This window comes from Anabaena lutea FACHB-196 (assembly GCF_014698305.1).
GTDB lineage: Bacteria > Cyanobacteriota > Cyanobacteriia > Cyanobacteriales > Nostocaceae > Anabaena > Anabaena lutea.
The window spans coordinates 120,640-141,887 of the sequence record NZ_JACJST010000005.1; the positions used below are offsets into that span (position 1 = coordinate 120,640).

At 40.5% G+C, this 21,248-nt stretch carries 16 protein-coding genes, 1 tRNA gene and 2 pseudogenes; 6 read left to right on the forward strand and 13 right to left on the reverse strand.

Translation table 11 applies throughout. From position 1 onward, the window contains the following. Positions 1–100 precede the first annotated feature (100 nt). The 4 genes from H6G59_RS07560 (at position 101) to H6G59_RS07575 (ending at position 5,749) form a co-directional block, all read left to right on the forward strand. Positions 101–1,615 (forward strand): hypothetical protein, encoded by a 1,515-nt coding sequence (locus H6G59_RS07560; protein ID WP_190712983.1) that lies wholly within the window; start codon positions 101–103, stop codon positions 1,613–1,615. A 252-nt stretch (positions 1,616–1,867) separates the two neighbouring features. After that, the gene (locus tag H6G59_RS07565; RefSeq protein WP_190712986.1) at positions 1,868–2,725 is read left to right on the forward strand and encodes an LPS biosynthesis glycosyltransferase; all 858 of its coding nucleotides are present in this window, start codon (positions 1,868–1,870) and stop codon (positions 2,723–2,725) included. 64 nt (positions 2,726–2,789) lie between these two features. Next, positions 2,790–4,136: an S-layer homology domain-containing protein gene (locus H6G59_RS07570; RefSeq protein ID WP_190712987.1), complete on the forward strand. Its 1,347-nt coding sequence runs from the start codon at positions 2,790–2,792 to the stop codon at positions 4,134–4,136. A 515-nt stretch (positions 4,137–4,651) separates the two neighbouring features. Further along, positions 4,652–5,749: an SGNH/GDSL hydrolase family protein gene (locus H6G59_RS07575; protein WP_190712990.1), complete on the forward strand. Its 1,098-nt coding sequence runs from the start codon at positions 4,652–4,654 to the stop codon at positions 5,747–5,749. Here H6G59_RS07575 and H6G59_RS07580 read toward each other — a convergent pair. The 5 genes and pseudogenes from H6G59_RS07580 to H6G59_RS07600 form a co-directional block, all read right to left on the reverse strand. Next, a complete protein-coding gene (locus tag H6G59_RS07580; protein WP_190712992.1) occupies positions 5,691–6,458 on the reverse strand; it encodes a class II aldolase/adducin family protein in 768 nt (255 codons plus the stop codon). The genes H6G59_RS07575 and H6G59_RS07580 overlap by 59 nt on opposite strands. A 598-nt stretch (positions 6,459–7,056) precedes the next feature. Beyond that, positions 7,057–7,227, reverse strand: coding sequence for a hypothetical protein (locus tag H6G59_RS27275; RefSeq protein ID WP_242038814.1), 171 nt, complete (start codon positions 7,225–7,227; stop codon positions 7,057–7,059). A gap of 278 nt (positions 7,228–7,505) precedes the next feature. Next, positions 7,506–8,693 carry a hypothetical protein gene (locus tag H6G59_RS07590; RefSeq protein WP_190712994.1) on the reverse strand — a complete coding sequence of 396 codons (1,188 nt, stop codon included), beginning with the start codon at positions 8,691–8,693 and terminating at the stop codon, positions 7,506–7,508. 42 nt (positions 8,694–8,735) lie between these two features. Continuing rightward, positions 8,736–8,930 (reverse strand): annotated as a pseudogene (locus H6G59_RS27810) (type I restriction-modification enzyme R subunit C-terminal domain-containing protein); the annotation flags it as partial. A gap of 221 nt (positions 8,931–9,151) precedes the next feature. Beyond that, positions 9,152–9,223: transfer RNA gene (locus H6G59_RS07600), tRNA-Thr, on the reverse strand. Positions 9,224–9,256: 33 nt separating this feature from the next. On the opposite strand from H6G59_RS07600, the gene H6G59_RS07605 reads away from it, so the two are divergent. After that, complete coding sequence (locus tag H6G59_RS07605; protein ID WP_190712997.1) at positions 9,257–9,526, forward strand: DUF3493 domain-containing protein; 270 nt, start codon at positions 9,257–9,259, stop codon at positions 9,524–9,526. 89 nt (positions 9,527–9,615) lie between these two features. On the opposite strand, the gene H6G59_RS07610 is transcribed toward H6G59_RS07605, so the two are convergent. From H6G59_RS07610 to H6G59_RS07640, 8 genes and pseudogenes are all read right to left on the reverse strand, one after another. Beyond that, entirely contained in the window at positions 9,616–11,247 is a 1,632-nt protein-coding gene (locus H6G59_RS07610; RefSeq protein ID WP_190712999.1) for a DUF1565 domain-containing protein, read from the reverse strand. 608 nt (positions 11,248–11,855) lie between these two features. Then, positions 11,856–12,053 carry a hypothetical protein gene (locus tag H6G59_RS07615; RefSeq protein ID WP_190713001.1) on the reverse strand — a complete coding sequence of 66 codons (198 nt, stop codon included), beginning with the start codon at positions 12,051–12,053 and terminating at the stop codon, positions 11,856–11,858. Between the two features lie 271 nt (positions 12,054–12,324). Continuing rightward, positions 12,325–12,420: pseudogene (locus H6G59_RS27280) on the reverse strand (low-complexity tail membrane protein); the annotation flags it as partial. A 243-nt stretch (positions 12,421–12,663) separates the two neighbouring features. Beyond that, positions 12,664–15,801, reverse strand: coding sequence for a translation initiation factor IF-2 (gene infB / locus H6G59_RS07620; RefSeq protein WP_190713003.1), 3,138 nt, complete (start codon positions 15,799–15,801; stop codon positions 12,664–12,666). A gap of 487 nt (positions 15,802–16,288) precedes the next feature. Next, entirely contained in the window at positions 16,289–16,558 is a 270-nt protein-coding gene (locus tag H6G59_RS07625) for a YlxR family protein (RefSeq protein WP_127053480.1), read from the reverse strand. 141 nt (positions 16,559–16,699) lie between these two features. Continuing rightward, on the reverse strand, positions 16,700–17,977 hold the full coding sequence (nusA, locus tag H6G59_RS07630; RefSeq protein WP_190713005.1) for a transcription termination factor NusA: 1,278 nt from the start codon (positions 17,975–17,977) through the stop codon (positions 16,700–16,702). Positions 17,978–18,244: 267 nt separating this feature from the next. Continuing rightward, complete coding sequence (gene rimP / locus H6G59_RS07635) at positions 18,245–18,706, reverse strand: ribosome maturation factor RimP (RefSeq protein ID WP_127053479.1); 462 nt, start codon at positions 18,704–18,706, stop codon at positions 18,245–18,247. A gap of 167 nt (positions 18,707–18,873) precedes the next feature. After that, positions 18,874–20,271 carry a hypothetical protein gene (locus tag H6G59_RS07640; protein ID WP_190713007.1) on the reverse strand — a complete coding sequence of 466 codons (1,398 nt, stop codon included), beginning with the start codon at positions 20,269–20,271 and terminating at the stop codon, positions 18,874–18,876. A 229-nt stretch (positions 20,272–20,500) separates the two neighbouring features. Here H6G59_RS07640 and H6G59_RS07645 point away from each other — a divergent pair, with 229 nt between their 5' ends. Next, a complete protein-coding gene (locus tag H6G59_RS07645) occupies positions 20,501–21,160 on the forward strand; it encodes a peptidoglycan-binding domain-containing protein (RefSeq protein ID WP_190713009.1) in 660 nt (219 codons plus the stop codon). Positions 21,161–21,248: the final 88 nt, after the last annotated feature.

The window sequence follows — 21,248 nt, forward strand, 5'->3', positions numbered from 1 at the left end:
GAAAGTAAAATAGACTGACGGTTGTCAATGATCGTTGTTTTCTTTCAATTTAATATCTATTTTAGATTTTTCGTACTCCTATCTGATCTGCGTTTTTGACATGAGAAAAATCTTTTTAGGAATTTTGCTCCCTTTTACGTTCGTTTCTATTCCTAACAGCACCTTAGCTATGGAATACTACCCCTCATCTGACCTGAGTCAAAATATTTCTTCAGAGTCAGCATCTGAAAGCTTTTATACCACAGCTGCGCGCCTTGTACAGCAGCAAATTTTTTTAACTGCTCGCCTTGAGCAATCACTGAGCAGCCCAGATCCCAACAAAATGAGATCCGTGCGGGGACAATTAACCATTTTTACTCATGCTGTGGATACTTTTCTCGCAGGTCAGTACTCAAGTCCGAAAACATTGTGTACCCCAACAGGAGAGTTGTCTCCACAGTCTTCTGTAGTTGTGCAGTTAACTGAGTCCCAATCACAAATTTACTGCTCTTTGTACGCTTCTAGCCAGGAATTAGGGAAGTTGTACCCAGTTGTAGATCGGTTGTTGTCTCGACGAGGTGAGTTAGCCTTAGTTAAACCGTTACCGTTGGTTTCGGGAGAACATGACTCAGATTCTGTGCTTTCCATTGCACCAAAGCAGCGTCCTGATCTCGGCAACCCAGCAACACCTTTTTCAAGTCGGGAACCAAACTTAACTTCATTCCCATTACCAGTAGTTGGCAACACTGCAAAAACAGCTATAGCCAACTATGTAGCGCCTATCCAACCTGCTATTGCTGTACCGGAAGAAACTATTAGTACTATCAAAACCGTTAATCAAATCTTGACAGCAGTCCAAAAAGCATTTCCGCAAAATATTAAATTTATCAATCCTCAGAAAGATGCTGCGACACTTGACCGATTTGCTTACGACATTGATTCCCAAGAAAAACAAACCTACGCTCAGTTTTTACAACTGCCTAACACCGGAATCTTTCGGGTATTACCTGATTCAGCGTACCGTCGGCCGTTGAATCTTCCCCAGAATAGATTACAAGCCAGTGTGAGTGAGCGTTATCCTTTTCCCTCTGTGGGTGAGGTTAAGGAAGATTTTATTCCTAGTTTAGCATTGAAGATGATTGGTGATAACTTCCAGTTAGTCCATCAAGGGATAAATTATGGCTTCATCATCGATGTGGGTGATGTACCCTTAGAAAAGTTAGATGGCAGGCTACAGGCTGTTTCCTCGTCTACGGGAGAATTTTTACTCAATTATCAGCCACCCAAACAGTTAAAAGCCTTACAAATAGACAGACAAAGGTTTTTAACAGGTAAAGATCAGAATTGGCAGCAAAATCAAATATTGTTAGCTGGTGCTACAGCCAAATTAAATCATACTTATTTAGTGCGATCGCTCCAATTCCAACTTCCACCAATTCTCTTGAATCCTCAACCCATTTCTCGCCCTAATAGTCGGATTAGGCAGCAATTAGGACAAGTGCCTAGCAGTGACACTATTATCGCCTTCCGTGCCGTCCGTCGCCGTCCTGATGGCAGCTACACCATTCTGTGGCGAGTACTCAATCAGTTGCCTGCACCGCAAATTGAAGATTTAGAGAACTATATCAATAACTGATATCAACCAAGTTTTTTTCTGAGTTCTTGAAACTTTTCGACCAATTAGGCTTTCAAAAGGGAAGCCGCTACAGGTTTTGTCTGTGTAGCCTTAGAATTCTATCCTGATGATTAATGTAGTTAATGTAGCCCGAACTGACATAAAATTAGTATAAACCCAGTGAGTGATATCACATCCGGAATAATCACTCATTATTAAAATCTCTCCGTATCTCCGCGTCCCCGTGTCCCCGTGTCAAGATTTTAGGCTCCTATGACCTTGAATATAGTCAAATCCCTAAATGAAAATTTTCTAGTTGACTGCATCAGTAAAGTATTTATCATTGCTTACAAAGAATCTACTCAACAGTTGGAAGCAGCATTAACTACAGAAGGATTAGAATGCGAAGTCCTCAGACAAGAACACAAACCAGAATATCAAGGTTTTTCTCGCAGTTATCTCTGCCTCATGAACCATCGTCGGGCTTGGGAAATAGCTACTCAACAAACTCAACCAACTATCATTATTGAAGCAGATTTCGTCCCAGTTCTCGGTTTTGGCAGGTGTCCATTACCTTTTAACCTCAATCAAACCGATGTTGGCATTAGTTGGCTATATACTTGTGCGCCTCAAGTGTATTATGTTTCCCCTGATGGTCATGCTGAAGGCTTTTCTACCTCCGCAGTTGCTTATATTGTGACTCCGCAGGCTGCACGCTACCTCATAGAACTATCAGATGAAATTACAGAAAAAGTCGGAGCCGTTAACTACTCCACTTGGGATTCCAGTATCGATTCATTTTTGCGCGCAAAAAAACTAAAAAACTATATTCCTTGGCGTAACTACGGAGAACACGGTGGTTTACCTAATCTAGAACATTACCAAAATAACCTCAGTAAAACTCATCGTGCAGATCTTCTCTACAATCAACTTGCGTTTATACCTCTGTATGCAGTGGGTAAAAAAAACGAAAAATTAGCATTCCTGTGGGTGCGATGCCAAGCCCGTCTCAAAGGAATTGCACGTCTGCTAACTGGACGTTTTCTCCGTCTTAAGGTTGTACAAACTTCAAGCTATCCTCTCAGGCTACTCAAGTTTGCAATTCTCCGACATTTCACTTTACATCTGTAGTTTAATTTTTAATCATAAGTCAACAATGCTAGGGTAGGAATTAACAATCAATTTGTGATTACCTGTGCTGCCTTCTAAACGTCCAGTTGTCTTTCTAAGTTTAGCCATTGTACTCTCTTCCTTAACAGCTTGTGCTAACAGCCCAGCCGCTAAAAATTTAGAGAATTCTTTGGCGGCAGATTCTCGGCTGCAAAGTAACCCTACCGTTTTTGGCGAAGCTAAGACTAAGGAAGTTCCCACCGCATCAACAGTTCAGTTACCTGCTAACTTTCCCAAAGATATTCCCATCTATCCCAATGCCAAACTTGAAGAAGTAAAACCTGGGAGTAGTTCAGAAAATAAAATATTAACTCGCTGGCAAAGTTCTGATCCCAGCAATGTTATCGCCAGCTTTTACCGTACTCAGTTTCAAGGGAATAGCTGGCAAATTTTACAACAGCCAAAAAATGATGTCGAAGGTGCTTTTGAAGTACAACGTAATAATTTACTATTGAAGGTAACAATTCAACCAAAATTAGTTACCAACGCCGCACCCAATCAACCGCAAACAGCAACTGAATTACTAATTGAATACGTTAATAATACAGCTACTACACAAACTCAACCAAATACAAATTCCAGCGCAGTTCCCCAACCAGGAGATTCTCAATTTATTGGTCCGACAACACCCAATGTCAATGTAGTCAAGCAGCCGACAAGCCAACCTGATACCTCTGAACCTCAAGAATTTACTGACTTGAATAAAGTACCACCAGAATGGCGACAACACATTCAAGATTTAGCCTTATTAGGTGTATTATCCATAGATTCCCAGACTTCTAAAAGCAACTCTACCGCTACAACCAACCAGTTGGAACCCAATAAAATTATTACCCGCAGAGAATACGCTCGTTGGCTAGTTGCTGCCAATAATGCCCTGTATAGTAATAATCCTGCTAAACAAATTCGTTTGGCATCAGAAACCAACCAACCCGCTTTTAGAGATATTTTACCTAAAGATCCTGATTTTCCGGCAATTCAGGGTTTAGCAGAAGCTGGATTAATTCCTAGTCCGTTATCTGGAGATGCGACAGCCATTTTATTTCGTCCTGATGCACCCTTAACACGGGAACAGTTGCTACTGTGGAAAGTACCTTTAGATACTCGTCAAGCTTTACCTGCTGCCAACTTAGAAGCAGTCAAGCAAAGTTGGGGATTTCAAGATACAGAAAAAATTGACCCCAAGGCGTTAAGAGCCGTTTTGGCTGATTTCCAAAATGCTGAACAAGCTAATATTCGGCGAGTATTTGGCTATACAACATTATTTCAACCCAAGAAACCGGTAACTCGTGCTGAAGCTGGTGCAGCTTTGTGGTATTTCGGTACTCAGGGTGAGGGAATGTCAGCGACTGAAGCATTGAAATTAAAATAATTTGTAATTAAGTTTTTCAAAGATGATTTATACACCGCCACAAAACTTTCTGCTAAGTAAGTAGGCGAAAAGAAATCGAACTATGTTAGGTAAGGTAACAAATTTCCAAATTTCCTCGTAGTGAGGCTGAAACCCTCACTAAAAACCTTTAATTACTTACGTTACTTTACTTACCAGTTATTGCTCTTTATGCTTCATAATTCCTTCACAATACACCCTCAATTATAAATTTGAGGTGAATTTCAGCATTTTCATGGAATTTGGCTGAAATTTACGGAAGATTTCGATAGAAAATAAATATACTTACGTAAGTAAAATTGACAGTCTTGGTTGACTAAGCGCAAACTGGTAAAAGCAACTGAGTCTAAAAACCGTAACAACACTTAAATTGCAATATCATTTTCCGACTTTCTAAAGAGTTTTTTCACAACTCAGGGAATCACCTGTAGGTTTACTAATCCCTACAGATTTACGAATGTGTGAGATTCACAAAATATACAAGGAATGCCATCAGCATGAAAAAACAAGTTATAGCGGCTGGGTTTATTCTGTTCTCTTTCATGTTGCCGCTGAAAGCCTCTGCTGCAAATTTTAGCAATTTTTATGTATTTGGCGATAGTCTTTCTGATACAGGTAACGCTTTTAATTTTACTCAAAGTTTAGGAAATCAAGTACCAGTTTTACCACCAAATCCACCTTACTTTGATGGACGTTTTTCTAATAATAAAATTTGGGTGGATTACCTGGGAGATAGCCTAAATTTAACACCGACTCCATTCACAACCCTGGGTAGTCCTCCTTTAAATACTACTATTCTCAACCAGAGTATCAACTTCGCTGTCGGTGGTGCTAGTTCTGGTTTAGGTAACGCAGTTTTTCCTAATGTACCGTTACCGGGAGTATTAGAGCAAGTGGCTTTGTTTACCCAACCATTCTTAACAACGAATCAAAAGCTTGACCCCAATGCGCTATATGCTGTGTGGGGAGGTGGCAATGATTACGTGTTTGGGGCTGCTCCTAATACTAATCAAACAGTCCAAAATTTATCAACAGCTATAGATTCTTTAGCTAAAGCAGGGGCTAAAAATATCATGGTATTTAACTTACCAGATTTGGGTAAAACTCCGTTGGCATTGGCTACGCAGCAATCCCAAAATTTGACTGCTTTAACAATTGACCATAACAATAAGTTGGCGGAAAATCTGAGCTTATTCAAAAGCAACAAATCCGACCTTTATTTGATTAATGTTGATGTGTTTTCGCTATTTAATCAAGTTGTAGACAATCCTGGAAACTTTGGTTTTACAAATGTTACTAACTCTTGTGTTGTCGGTGATTTCACTAACATATACAGTGTATGTAACACCAATGAACAAAATGATTTTCTATTTTTTGACAGCTTACATCCTACAACAAATGCCCATCATCTCATAGCAGATGCCGCACTCTCAGCAATCTCACATAAATCTGTTCCTGAACCTTCAGCAGCATTAGGAATGTTGGCATTTGGGGCTTTGGGAGCGACAGGAGTGATGAAGCGCAAAAAAAAGGCGATTAATTCAACAAATCAGGTTCTTGTCGGACAATCATTTCATACAAAGGTTGAAAGCTAAACCAACCTAATTCATGGGAACCCACCTGGCTCTGGGTCAAACTAGCATACTCTGGTTTGATAGGGCTAGGTTTTCCAGCAGATTCCGCTAATAATTGAGCTTGACAAGAACGCTCCATTGTGATAAACCACCAAGCAGCTTCATCAATGGAGTGACCTACTGTCAGTAAGCCGTGGTTTTTGAGAATAATGGCTTTATTATTACCTAAAGTTTGGGCAATCCGCCGTCCTTCTTTTGGGTCGAGGACAACGCCTGTATAGTCATCAAACAGGCTATGGTTTTGGTAAAATGCACAAGCATCTTGGGTGATAGGGTCAAGGAGACGACCGAGACTAGACCAGCTTTTGCCGTAGATAGAATGGGCATGGGCTGCGGCTACTACGTCGGGACGAGTAGCATGAACCTGAGAATGAATAGCAAAGGCCGCTCGATTGACGGGACGGTTGCCGTGAATTACTTCACCTTCATGGTTAACTAAGATCAAGTCGCTGACTCTAATTAAACCAAAGTGCATTCCGAAGGGATTGACCCAAAAGTGTTCTGGGTTTTCTGGGTCACGTGCAGTAATATGACCTGCAACACCTTCATCAAACCCAAAACGGGAAAATAGGCGGAATGCTGCTGCTAGGCGTTGTTGGCGATGTAGTCGTTCTTCTTCAACGGTGGTAAATGTTGGTATTTGAGGTGTGTTGGGCTTTGTAGTTTGCATTTTGACAGTTACTTTTTTATATTTTTCTGTAGGGTTAATATTTATCTATTTTTTAGATTCAACTAGTATTTATTCTCATGTAAATAAAGGATAAACTTGATTCATATTGTTTGTATATTTGTAGAGGCAACTTAGGAATTGTCCTTACAGATGCTTGTACAAAATTTTAATATTAAATCTTTTGGTTTTTCACCAGACAAAAGCAAACTTGCCAACAGAGTTAAATCTAAATCGGGTAAAATTTCACTTGTTGATATTTTCTCATACTTATCACCCCGCAGAAAATATAACGAAAATTGATGATTCTTCCAAAACCAAACTTCCGGTACACCAAAACCTTGATAAATTAATAAATCATCAATTCCTCCACTGGTGACAACTACCTTAATAGCCAGGTCAGGAACAGATTTTTCAGAATCAAAACAATAACACTCATCTGGTTCAATACCTCTAGCGGAAGTTTCCTTTCTAAAAGTAGTTTATCCTAGAGGATAAAAATCAATATCTTTTTCTATAAAATAGGTTTCTAATAATAAAGCAATTAGCTTTTTATCAAACTCATCGTGACGACTAAGAGACATTATTTCTAAAGTACCTTCTAAATATTTAAACCGATAATGAGAAGTATTTTTAAATTGCTGTAACAGCGTCTCATAATATTCCAGTTAATCCCATTCATCAGTAAAATTTGGACAGAATCAACATTATCTAATGCTGATTGACTTGTTAATTCTTCCCAGCGACTAAATTTTTCTAGTAAACCTAACATTGTCACTGCTCCAAACTTGCTTTAGTTTCAGATATGATCTCAGCAACCCGCCTATCTTTCTCTAAGATATCAGTTTTATTACCAGCATCCCCAAAAGGTTGTGCATCTGCTCTAGTTTGATGATAAAATTCCCTAAAATTATAATTACAAGCATTTTGATTTTCTTCTCAATTCCGCCACCATGATACACATTCAGCAAAATCTTCATCCTGTATCGGCTTAGTTGTAAGTTTTTCATCTTTCTAGTAAGATTGTTTCATCATTATTGTTAGATATAATTACTTATCATTTTTATCATCTGCCATAAAGAAGATAATTCTATCAATTATTAGAATTAAACGTAAGGAACTTATAGCAGTACCAAAATTTGTTTGTATTCCGTGGCATATTCCATGACGATTAAGTTGATTTTCTTCATCTCGTTCTGAATGATAATCATCATACAGATAAGCAATTACCTTGGGGAAATTTTCATTATTGAGTAAATCTACAAAATTTCCCATAATTTTATTCTGTTCTTTCCATTTTATTGCTAATTTATCTGCTGCATCTTGAATACAGTCTTGATCTAGGGGACTTAAGTTAACTTTAATGTTAGCCTCTTTTACTGCATCTTTTAATAATCCTTCAACTTGTGGCATTAGTGTAGATACACTTAAATAATATTTTCTTTCTAAATGGGCTGTAATTGCTTCCTTTAATATACCAATTCTTTTGTTAACATTACTATTTTCTTTCTCTATCCAAGATTCTAAAGTTTCTTCAATTCTGGATGATACCATTAATTTATTCAAGAAAATTTCATCCTTTGTTAGACCTTTTTCCTGTCCATCATGAATTTTCAAAATAGTTCTCCATTCAAAATTTGAAGTGGGTAAAATCCATATAGGTGGAATTTCAACAATTTCATTATTTACATCTTTATGAGTAAGTGCATATTCAATGGTTCTAATAACATTAGAATCAATCGAATTACTCATTTTAAGAAGTTCTTGCCAAATCTTAGAAATTTCAATGTCATAATATTTGTAATTCTCATCTTGTTGTATAAATTCTCTTAGTTGTCCCCCAGATATTTTTTCCGTATTATCTCTTTTAGGTATAAAAATCTCCCTTTGAGAATATTTGTATTCACCTTCTTCTATAAATTCTTCTTGCACAATTACTTTTACTTGTTCTGTAACATCTTTTTTACTTAATTCTGAGGACTTCGTAACACTTTCTAATAAACTATCTATTGAAGTAGTTATGGAACAAAATAATAAATCATCATCCTGCATTTCAAGAAGATAATAGTGGATTTGACTCGAAATAGTATTGATCTTGCCTAATAAGCATTTTAAATATTTCTTTTTATTTTCTTCTTTGTAATACTTCTTATCGATAATTATTTGTAAATATGACACTATCCTTGATTGAAAAGATTTTAAGGCAAGAATTTTTATTTCATTATCTGAATAATTCACTATAAACTCCTAATTAATAAACTTAAGGTTTTTTTTGATAAATTACGCCGAATATAATAAACTTTGCAATTGATTTACAGCTTCCTTTAATTCCTGAACACCCCCAAATTGTTCAGCAATTTCAACTACATTACCATAATTATCAAACTCCCGATTAGCCTTAAAAATCGTGGGAATATTAAACTCCTCAACCCCCTTCTCTGCATACTTATCCAAAAGTATTTCTAAAATTGTCCTAGGAGAAAGCAAAAGAACTAGCGATAAACGCCTCTCAATCTCGAAAAGCCTGATTGACAAAACACCGAACCTTGATAATAGAATAAGAATATTTAAACAATAGAAGGAATGCACCAGTTTCAACACCCTTCCCGGAGAGGGTTTAATAAGGGCAAATAAAATGATATCGCAGTCAAATAACTTGACAATCGACACAAAACTTAAATTTTTCGCTTAATTAAAGCCGATGATGAGATTTGAACTCACGACCTACTGATTACGAATCAGTTGCTCTACCCCTGAGCCACATCGGCATATACAGTAAAATATAATAACATAATTTATTGATGATGGAACAAAATTCTCCAAAAAATCTCAAACCTCAACAATATGCCCGCCTGAAAGCAGAATCGATAGCGCCTTATCGTGGTTTGCGGCAATTTATCTATGTAGGTGTTGGCGCTTCCGGTTTTATTGGTGCATTTGTATTCTTTTTCCAACTACTAGCGGGTAGGAATATTGACAGTACTTTACCTAACTTCGCACTGCAAGTGGGAATAGTCACTCTGATGATATTTCTTTGGAAATGGGACAAACGCCGTCAACCACCTTTGTAGCTGATAAAAATTAAATAAAAATCAAAATATATTCAGCACCAGACTAAAATTTGGTTTGTAGTCTGGCGCTTTTGGTTCTCCAACTCAGTTTACTGAGCAGTGACTAAATAGGGAGAGGAAATTGGTTGGGCCCTGCCAGCATTGACGAGTGCCTGGTAAACAAAGGCCGCAATTTCTGCTCTGGTAGCTTGGCGATTAGGATCAAGTTGTTGAACTGTGGGATAGTTAATCACTAATTGCCGTATAGTAGCCGCAGCAACTGGTCCAGCGGCATAATTGGGGATTTGAGCAGCATCAGAGTAAAAGCTGAGTACGGTGTTATTGTTAGCAGTGAAGTTCAAACCATTAGCTAGAGCCACTAATGCCTGCACTCTGGGAATTTCCTGTTGTGGTCTAAAATTACCATCGGGATAGCCAGAGACAAATTGACTTTCATAAGCTGATTGAATTGCCCCATAAGCCCAAAAATTGCTTTTTACATCCTTGAAATTAATTGCAGGGCGTTTAGAGATGGGTGTTAAAGCTTTAGTGATAATGGTGGCGAATTGAGCGCGAGTTACAGGCTCATTTGGTTTAAAACTGCCATCTGGGAAGCCTGCAATAATATTTTGGGAAGCTAAAGCTTCAATATAGGCTTTTGCCCAGTAACCGGTAGGCACATCCTTAAAAGTAGTAGGTTGACCAGGTGGTGCTTCAACAGTTACAGCCACAAAATCTACTGCACCGAAAATTTTCTTTTCATTGATGTCGTTGCCAACGGCAAGAATCCTTTGCGATTTGGTGGAATTGTTCAAGTCATAACGAACATTATCACGGATGAGATTATTACCCGGATTATCATTAGTACCGAGGTTGGGGAGAGCATTGACAGTGGCTACAATTCCATCTCGCGTATTATTTTGAATTACATTTTTACTCAGTGAGGGTTGAGCCGATTCCGAGATAAAAATGCCGTCTTTGTTTTGGACGATTTGATTTTCTGTAACTAGAGGTGTGGAATTACCACCAATAGCCAAACCAAAACCCGTATCCTGAAATAAATTATTGCGAATTAATCCTTGGGCAGATTTAGTTATTGAAATCCCATTGCCTTGATTTTTAAAAAAGACGTTGTTTTCAATTTTGGGATTTCCTGTACCTGTAACAAAAATCCCCTCTCTCGCGCTGTTAGCAAAAGTACTATTTTTGATAGTGGGATTACTTGACTCTACCCACACAGCAGTACCCCTTTGATTGGGGTTGGTAACAGCAACACCCGTAATAGTAGTGTTATTCTCAGCCAGAATTGTAATATCTTGTCTAGCAAAGGTACGACTAGTGTAATAACCACCGCCTATAATCAATGTTCCTTGACCTTTAGTAGACTCATTCCCTTGAAGCGTGACTCCTGGTTTGAGTAACAGCGGGAAGCTTTCTCCAGAGTCTTTGGTGTAACTTCCCGGAGCTAGTTGAATAATTGTGCCGGGTTTGGCTTGAGAGAGGGCAAAGGTAATGGTTTTGTAGGGTGCAGTTGTCGTAGTCCCAGCACCAGAAGTATTTGCACCATTGATTGGGTTAACATAAATCACTGTTGCATTTGCTGGAACCTGCGCCGTTAAGGTTGGGGTAGCACCAGCATTAACCTGAGTAGGCAGTAGTAGAGAACCAGCCGCAAGAACTAGCAAAGCTGTGAAGCTTGTGGGCAAGGATAGAGTAGAGATGTGAAAACCTCTATATTTCATTTTTATTTTTCTGAATTTGCTTAATTACGGTACTTTTAACACAGTTTAAGGGAACAGATGTATAGCTGTGAAACCCATGCCAAACTATACCGAATGATCAGCACTTCATCAGCGAAAATAATTATTAAAAAACAATACGGTTCAGTTAGGGAACACCAAAAAATAAATTACCCAAAAATCGTAGGGTGGGTATGGCTACGCCACGCAGGCTATAGGACGGTAGTCCGTAACCCACCATAAATTTAGGGGATAATGGTGGGTTACACGCTCGCCCTAGCCAAGCCTAGCCCGCAGGGCTACACCCACCCTACAAATTGGGGATTTTTCTATTTGGAAGTCCCTTATGGCAGTTACAGATCCAGTTAGTTTTTATACACTGTCCATGTAACTCAGAAACAGATACACTTTCAACGCTGTGAAGAGTTTTCTGGTCTAACCTTAGCCACAACCCTTAGACTAGGGATTTATCTGAACCGTATGGGATGAAAAAAGGTAATTTTCTGGTTATTGTGAAATTTTATTATGGAAAGTTGCGTGTGAATTTGTGAGAAATAGGTTCTTATTCACTCCACGCGGTTTTAACAAGTCTCCAATGATTGACTGAGCTTTTAATAAGCTAAAGTTTCTAAAGTTTCTCGTAAATACTTTTGGACTTGCTGTTCTAGGCGCAGACCCTGTAATTGAGCGTTACACTCTAGTTGCCAGCTTTGGAAACCCGAACTAGCAGAGATTACATATTTAAGGTTGTGCCAAATTTGAGTATCACGAGAAAATTGGCCGTTGCTAGAAGCTGAAATTTGAGCCATAGTCCCTCATTCCTCATTTTTAAGAGTTATCAGTTATCAGTTTCATGACTGGGTTTAAGTTCCCCACCATTCGCTTTATCACTCTTAACAGTTCACTTTTCACTGATTGAACTTTTATAGTCCAACAGTTTTAGATTTTAGATTTTGGATTTTGGATTGATGATTTGTTTTACCCATCAGGGGGAAGATATGAACAGTGCAAACCAAACCTAAAATCTATTTAAGAAAACAAGATGTGATTCTTGCATAGCCTGAAAATGGCCAATTTTTACTTAATCTTTTCTAAAGATAACGGTTCTATAGCAGCAAATTCTGTGTCATTAGTCACTAAAACTGGTATTACACTCAGAGGAATTTGCAAAAATAATCCCAATTTAAAAAGTGATTGAGACTGATGGAAGGAGCGAAAGCTTATGTAGCAACTTTTGCCAAATCCAAAATCCCAAATCTAAACTGGTATAACTTGTTGTTAATTAAACAGAGAATTTTTTTAAATTATATGAGTCATGAGTCATGAGTGCTGAGTTTTCTTTTTTTGAGTGTTGAACCAAAAATAGCTTCAACCCAACACTCATAAATTCATTCAGCACTCAGCACTCTCTACTCAACACTACTTAGTGAGTGTTAAAGTACGACGCTTGGTGACCATCTGATAGGCTTCGATGATGTCACCTTCAGCCCAGTCATGGAATTTATCAATGTTGATACCGCATTCATAACCAGAGTTAACCTCGCGGGCATCTTCTTTAATCCGTTTGAGGGAGTCAAGAACGCCTTCGTAGATCACTTTATTACCACGACGTACTCGCAGTTTGCAATTACGAACTACCTTACCAGATTGAACATAGCAACCTGCAACTGCGCCACGACCGATGAGGATGACGGCACGTACTTCTGCTTGTCCCAAGGATTCCTCCACCAATTCTGGCTCAAGAAGACCTTCAAGGGCCCCTTGGATATCTTCCAAGAGTTTGTAGATGATGTTGTATTCCCGCACATCCACACCCGCTTCATCGGCGGCTTGCCTAGCGCCACTGGCGTAGGTGGTGTTGAAGCCAATGATAACGGCGTTACTAGCAGCAGCTAAGTCGATATCTGTTTCTGTGATTTCTCCAGCAGTAGCCAACAGCATCCGAATTTGGACTTCGTTTTGGGGAATTTGCTTGAGAGAGCCGATAATGGCTTCTACGGAACCTTGAACATCTCCCTTGAGGATCAAGTTGAGTTCTTTCAACTCGCCTTCTTGTGCTTGAGCCGATAGGGTTGTGAGGGTTACACGTCCTTGTAACAAGCGAGATTGGCGTTGTTTGTCGGCGCGATCGCTTGCTAAAGCTCGTGCTTCTTTTTCGTTCTGGAAGACCTCGAAGTCATCTCCAGCCGCTGGGACATCACTTAAACCCAGTACCTCAACGGCAAAGGAAGGACTAGCAATTTCTACACGTTTGCCTCTGTCATCAACCATTGCCCGGACTTTACCAAATGCCGAGCCAGCTACCAGCATATCTCCAACATGGAGAGTCCCGTTCTGAATCAGCAAGGTAGCAACTGCACCCTTGGCTTTATCCAAATGAGCTTCAATTACTGTTCCCTTAGCCACACGATTTGGGTTAGCAGATAGTTCTCCTACCTCAGCTACCAGCAAGATCATTTCCAGCAGGGTATCCAGATTTTCGCCCTTGATCGCGCTGACGGGAACCATGATTGTCTCACCACCCCAGTCTTCTGCTGTCAGACCATAATTGGTTAGTTCTTGTTTGACACGCTCAGGCTGTGCGCCTTCCTTGTCAATCTTGTTGATTGCGACAACAATGGGAACTCCCGCTGCTTGGGCATGACTAATAGCTTCGATAGTTTGGGGACGGACACCATCATCGGCAGCAACTACCAGTACAGCAATATCTGTCACCCGCGCTCCTCTGGCTCGCATAGCTGTGAAAGCTTCGTGTCCAGGAGTATCTAGGAAGACAATCTGTTGTGGTTTCCCCTCATGTTCCACATCCACATGGTATGCACCAATGTGCTGTGTAATACCGCCTGCTTCACCAGCAGCCACCTTAGTTTTGCGAATTGAGTCGAGTAGAGTGGTTTTCCCGTGGTCTACGTGACCCATAATTGTCACAACAGGCGGACGGCGAATCAAGTGTTCCAGGTCTGCCACGTCAATCATTTCTGTGACTTTCCTGGCTTCGGCTTCTGGTTCAGTGATTTCGACTTCGACTTCTAGTTCTTTGGCTACCAGAGTAATTGTCGGAATATCCAGATTTTGGGTGATACTTACGGCCATGCCTTTCATAAACAGGATTTTCACAATTTCTGTATCGGCAACGGCCAAGCCTTCAGCCAACTCTTGTACTGTCAGCGGTCCTGTGACGACCAGTTTTGCTGGACGTTCTTGTTTGACCTCTACTTCTTGTTGACGGCGGTTTTGGTCGCGGTAAGAACCAGATTTTTTATTTCTCGTAGTTGGTGCGGCAGCAACTAATGTTGGTTGCTGTGCAGGACGAGTAGACTTGGGCTTAGGAGGACGGGCTATGGAAAGACTGACCTGGACGGTTGCTGGAATTTCCAGACCCTCTTCATCCAGTAAATCATCCTCTTCAAAATCATCATCGAGGATGGGTTTGACTCGCTTGCCTTTAGTCCCAATCTTAGCCTTCTCTTTAATCTCGTCAATTATTTCCTCTTCTTGCCACTTTTTGCCACCTTTAGCTAGGCGAGGTGGTGTGGGACGTTTTAAATCGAGGAGATCAGGTGCGATTGGTGCATCATCCATCCCCTCTTTCTTTGCCCCTGCTCCCACCATGTGTCTTGGTGGAGTAGCGATTGGCGCAACAGGCGATTCACCAGGACGTGCTGGTCTTGGCCGTTGGACATCCGTTGATGTTCCAGGTGCAGATGGTCTACTTCCCCTCTGTTCCGGTTTTAGCGGTGAGGGAGTTGAACGAGTCTGCCTTTGTGGTGCTGCCTGCGGGGTCTGATCTGTGGTTGGCTTGCTGACTTTTGGCTTAGGTTGGTCTCGTTTAAGGATGGGTTTTTCTGCCTGAGATAGCTGCTCACCGGCAGATTCGGTTTCCTCCAAAGGTCTTGTCGGTGGACTCACCAGTTGAGGTTTTGGTGCTTTTTCTGGTTTTTGCCTTGGGGAAACTACTTTTTCTGGTTTTTCCGCTGCTATTTTTTCCGGTATCGGGTTTGGATTAGGTGTCTGATCCGGTTCCGCGATATTAGGTTTCTGCGGGGTCTCCGATTGATTCCGGGGTACAGGTCGAGTTGGTGCCGTCGGCTTCATGGGTGAGACTGGTGTAGCGAAAGGCCGTGGAGGTGAGGGAGAATTGACCATGTCTGATGCCTCCGGCTCCCGAAGGGATACGCCACTCAGGCTATCAGACGAAGCAACTTGGTTATTGTTAGCAACTGACGCCTCTGGGGCGTTGGAGGTAGTGTTTCTCAATATTTTGGGTTTGCGAATTTCCAAAATTTGCTGTTTATTTGCTGGAGCAGGTCGGTTACGTCCGCCAGGTTGGGGTGAATTTGGTTTATGACTATTTGTACCTTGTTCCTTTTTTGGCGTGACACTCGTAGTTGCCAGTTTTTCCGCAGCCAGACGAATTTGTTCAGCTTCGGATTCTGAAATCGTGCTGCTATGGCTTTTGACCGCAATGTCGAGCTGGTCGCAAATTGCTAATAGCTCCTTGTTATCCAAATTTAATTCCTTTGATAATTCGTAGATTCTAACTTTGCCGTTGTTCATCCACTCTTTCCCCTTTAATTTACAGTTTTAGCGGATGGTTGCCTGGTTTGTGACATCTCCATCCTTTGATCACTGTTTTTTAGGTTGCCCTTGGTGATGTTGCCGGTGCCTCCAATTAGGAAAGAGAGATGTTTCGGTTTACCGCTGGCATCACCACCTAGACTGGTGGTTAATGGGCATCCACAAAAGTTTTTTCAAGGAAAATTTTGTGAAGAACCCCAACGCCGAACTGCGCTTTAGCGCTACCAGGTTGCCATGCTAATGGTGCTTGTTTTGCTGATTCTTAGTCTTCCACAACACAATCAAGTAAAACTTTTTGGGAGTATTGCTTCGTCGTCCCTCTTTAGTTTGGGAGCGGCGCTTGCTTTTTACACCCATTTACTATTTTGGTACTAACCCCAACGATACCAGAGGGTGTGATGAGAGTGCGAATTGTTCGGCTTTCGTCACAATTGCTCTAGAGATTATCGTTGTCAAGTTGTTCCAATTAAATTTGATTTTGGGTATTGTTTTGGGTAAGACGCAGCCACAATGTTTGATACAGTGTTTCTGGCACTGTTCCATGTAGCGATCGCCCTAATCTATTTTTCTTCTGAGCCGCTTGTAGGCAGCTAGTTTGGGGACAAATATAGGCAGAACGCCCCATGCCCTGATCTAATTGTACCTTTCCAGATGGAAAGACGCGGACTATCCGCCAAAACTCTTCTTTTAATCCTACTCGACGACAACTAATGCAACGCCGATAATTTGGTTTCATCGGGCTTATGTTCAGTCAGGTCAGGTGTTTATGGTTGCCAAAAATTAGCTCTTGTCTATTTTGACACCTGACAAATGCTTTCCTGTTTATGTTTGATGGCTGACAGTTAACAGACAACAAACTTCCAAAAGCACTTGAGAATTAATTTTCCTCTTTGGTGTCAAAATTATCTTCCTCTAATTCTAATTCGTATTGATTTTCATCCTCTAGTTCCTCCATATCATTTTCATCATCCTCCGGTTGATATTTGGCCCTGACAGCCATAAATTTAGCATCCTCTGCTACATGGTCATATTTAGCTTTATCTTTAATATCGATTTTCCAACCTGTTAAGCGGGCAGCTAATCGGACATTTTGTCCTTCTTTACCAATAGCTAAACTCAGTTGATCTTCAGCAACTAGGACGTGGGTTTGGCGTGTTTCCGGGTCCATCAGGCGCACTTCATCGACCCGTGCTGGACTTAAGGCGTTGGCGATGTAGGTGGCTGGGTCAGGAGACCAGCGAATTACATCTATTTTTTCTCCCCGCAATTCATTGACTACAACTTGAATTCGTGATCCCCTAGCGCCAATACAAGCCCCAACTGGGTCTACATCACGATCTAGGGTATCTACTGCAATTTTAGTCCGGGGACCTACGTAACGGGAGGGAGGATTAGCTTCTCTAGCTACTGCCACAATTCGTACTACTTCATCTTCAATTTCGGGTACTTCGTTGGCAAATAAATAAACTACCAAACCAGCATCGGCACGGGACACTAACAACTGTGGTCCACGTTGCTGACCTTGGGAAACTTTTTTGAGATAGACCTTAAATGTGGCATTCGCCCGATAATTATCGTTAGGTAATTGTTCCCGCTTTGGTAATTCAGCTTCTACTTCTGGCTGACCAAAACCACTGGCAACTGCTAAAATCACAGATTGACGCTCAAACCGCAGAACTCTGGCTTGCAGAACTGTTCCTTCTAAATCTTGGAACTCTTCTTGCACCATTTGGCGCTGTTGATCTCGCAATTTTTGTGCCAATACTTGCTTTGTTTGCATGGCTGCCATGCGCCCAAATTCTCCTTGGTCTGGGGTGACATCCAGTACTACTGAGTCTCCAGATTGAGCTTCTGGAGCTACTTGTTGCACTTCGTCTAGGGAAATTTGATGGTCGGAGTTGTTAACTGCTTCAACGATGGTTTTAGTAGAAAGAACGCGAAATCCTTCTCCATCAATATCAAGTTCTACTTCAAAATTATCAAAATAATCTTCATCGAATTGTTTGCGCTCTAAATTTTGGGCGCGACGATAGCGTTCATAACCTTTAAGTAGTGCTTCTCTAATAGCTGATTGAACTGCTAATCGGGGTAAGTTCCGCTCACGGCTGATACTTTCAATTAAATCTTTTAATCCAGGTAAAGTGACCATTGACATAAGCAAGCTCCTTCATTTTCATTTAATCACCCAGGACAATTTTGGATTTTAGATTTTGCTTTTTATAAGGATGTTTGTACAGTATCAAGTTGTATCAATATCCCACTATATCCCTTAAAAAAAGGGGAAATAATCTTCTCATTGTTACCCTTCTGACAGGGATTTCAGGGAAGTTAAAAGTATTTGATACATCACCAATAACTTTTAAAATATCCTCTTACATTCTTATCTAAAACCCCTAAGCTAAAATCTAAAATCTAAACCTGATTAGTGACGCTCATCAATCTGCACCCTGGTAATTAGGGAACGGGGAATTCCCACTGCACGACCTTTTTGGTTTAAGTAAACTGTTGTTTCATCCCTGCGAATTAAGTGACCAATCCACTCTTGTTGTCCGTTGTGGGGTGGAGAAGTGGAGATAACTACAGGAAATCCCTTAAAGGAAATAAATTCCCTGTCAGTCACCAGTTCCCTCGAAATTCCAGGGCTAGATACTTCTAACATATAAGCATCTGGAATGATCTCTGCCACATCTAATTCGGCTTCTAAAGCACGGCTCATTCGCTCACAATCATCGAGACCAGTATCCTGTTGAGGATTACGAATATCTACCCGCAAAACTGGTGGACTTTGATTTGTGTGAAAAACTACGCCTACAATTTCCAATCCGAGTTCTTCTGCTACTGGTGTGGCCAAGTCAATAATTTGTGGAACTAAGGGATGAGTCATGCGAGAATTCAATAAAAAAAGTGGGCTTCGACCCACTTCCTGCGATAGGGATATCTTCCAAGAAGTCTTGTGACGAACCAATGTCGGTTCGCCCCTAACATGAGTGTAGCGTATTTTTTTCAGTTATCAGTTATCAGTTGTCTGAACATATGCTTGCGATCGCAAGGCTAAGGACGCAGGGATCGCATTTGTCGTGTTTGCTCGATAATCTGGTCAATATCCTCTTGGGATAAGCGTTGAACGTAGTTAATTTTGACTTCTTCTAAAAAGTCATTGAGTAAACTTTGAATTTCTCTCAGTACGTGTTTTTGTTGAAGTTCGGAATTAAATACAGTAGTAAATTTTTCTAATAGTTGACTTGAAAGTTTGGCTGCTACCGGATCTTTAATGGCGCTAACCAAAGCAATATATAGATTAGTGGTGATTTGAGTTGCTAGTTGCTCACTTAGCTGGATTTGTGCCTCTTTCGCTCCTGGCAGCATCAGCAAATTACGATAAAGTGGTACTTGCTGGAAAGCTGTTTCAATGTTGTGACGCAAAATGGCATTAATTTCTGGCTGAATTTTGGGTAGTACTTGATTGACGATGGTTTGTACCAATAGTCCTGCGATCGCTTCTACTTCATTTATATTATTAATATCTATATAGCTGCGTTCTTTCTCTGGCTGCAACAGCCAGCGCGTGATCTCACCTCGCTGAATCGATCCTTGCACCTGGTTGATTACTCGCACTACTACAATTTCTGTGATTTCTTCGGCAAAATTGGCTACTATACCTTGATGAATTTGTCGTCTGACTAAATGTAGACTAATGAACTTTGCTTGATCTAGACGCACCAATACTGGTAATATCCGCAACCAACGCCAAAACGGAATTAGTAAGAATAAGTCATACCAACGCCACAATATCGCTTCTAACCAGCTTAAATTGGGCTTTTGGCGTTTGGTATAGAAAGTACGTCCTAGCAAATCTAAACCAAATATGATTAAGAACGGTAAATCAATTAGCCAGAAATTATCCAAAAATTCCCCATTCTCACCTATTTTGCGATAATAGTTGGTAGCAATCGCAGGGCGAATTTGCTGGTTGAAAAAATTGATTTCTTGAATCCAACCATGCTCAGATAAATACATCTGACTCCAAAAAGTAGCAAAAGCGCGTTTTGCCGATTCTTGTCCAATGTGTTCCCGCATCCGGTTTTTAATTTTTTCCAGAGAGCCACTCTTACCTGCACCCACAAAGGGATTACTATCAATCATCTCGTTACTGAGACGCTTCATTTCCTCTAGCTTGATTTTTACCTCAGGTGAGTTTAGCCCTGTTTGGCTAATCTGTTGTTCTAGTTCAGTTACTGTTTCTAGATATTTTTTCGTGTCTCGATGGGGTTCAATACCTTTAATAGGGTCATAAATATAAGTAATTTGGGGAATTCTTCGGTAATAGAAATCTCTCCATTGTACGTAGCTCATATCAAACAAAACTAAACCTAGGTTAACCGTGGCAGTAATTGCCATTAACCTTTCAAACCATAGATTTCGTTGCTTGGGGGATTTTAATTTACGCATTTATACTTACTAAGTATGGACAACTCACGATCTTTATTTTTTAGCGCTGCCAATAAAATATCCGACTATTGATAGATGTCAAACAAAAATTGATTCATAGTGGTTAATAATCAATCAGATTCTAATTAATCAAAATTCATGAATATTTGAAAAATAACAGCTTACAGAAATTTAAGATACTTCTGTTAGCATTTCTATTGTGCTGATTTCATCCAAAGGAGTTGTAAGAATGTGGTGTGATTTGGGAAAATCAAAGGCAACTATTGCTGTTATCTGTGTGTTAACAGTTAGCACTGTGATTTCAGGTACAGCGTTTGCTGCCCGTCAGCGTAATTACAAGCCGCAAGAATTTAGGGCTGTACTGCGTGGCTTGGGCTATAAGGTCACAGTAACAAATGATTCATTGACTGATGAGGAAACTAAAAAAGCAATTAGCGAGTTTCAAAAAGGCTACAGGTTAAATGTTGATGGTCAAGCAGGCCCAAAAACGCAGGCTTTTGCAGCTAACATTGTGCAAATTCTCCAAGGGAATTTAAATGCTGTGCTCAAGCCTAATCCTCTTCTGCCCCGCGATCAATTTTACAGCACTCGGTTGGAAGAATTAGTGAAGGAGTATCAGAAAAAAAATCAATTAACGGAAACTGGTATTGCTGATTTAGCACTTCGTCAAAAATTGAATGAAGAGGCTAAGACAGTTATCGGCCTACCAACAACACCGACTGCTACACCGATGGCTAAACCAACTGCTACACCGACGGCTAAACCAACAGTTAAACCGACTGCTAAACCAACAGCTACACCATCACCAACCGCTACACCAACACCAACAGCTAAACCAACAGCTACACCATCACCAACCGCTACACCAACACCAACACCAACCCCCTAAGCTGCTGATTTATTTCTTCTTAAGGTCTGTCTTTTGGCTTGGGTAGAAAGGAAAGACGGTCATCATCAAGCATAAAAATATACTAAAT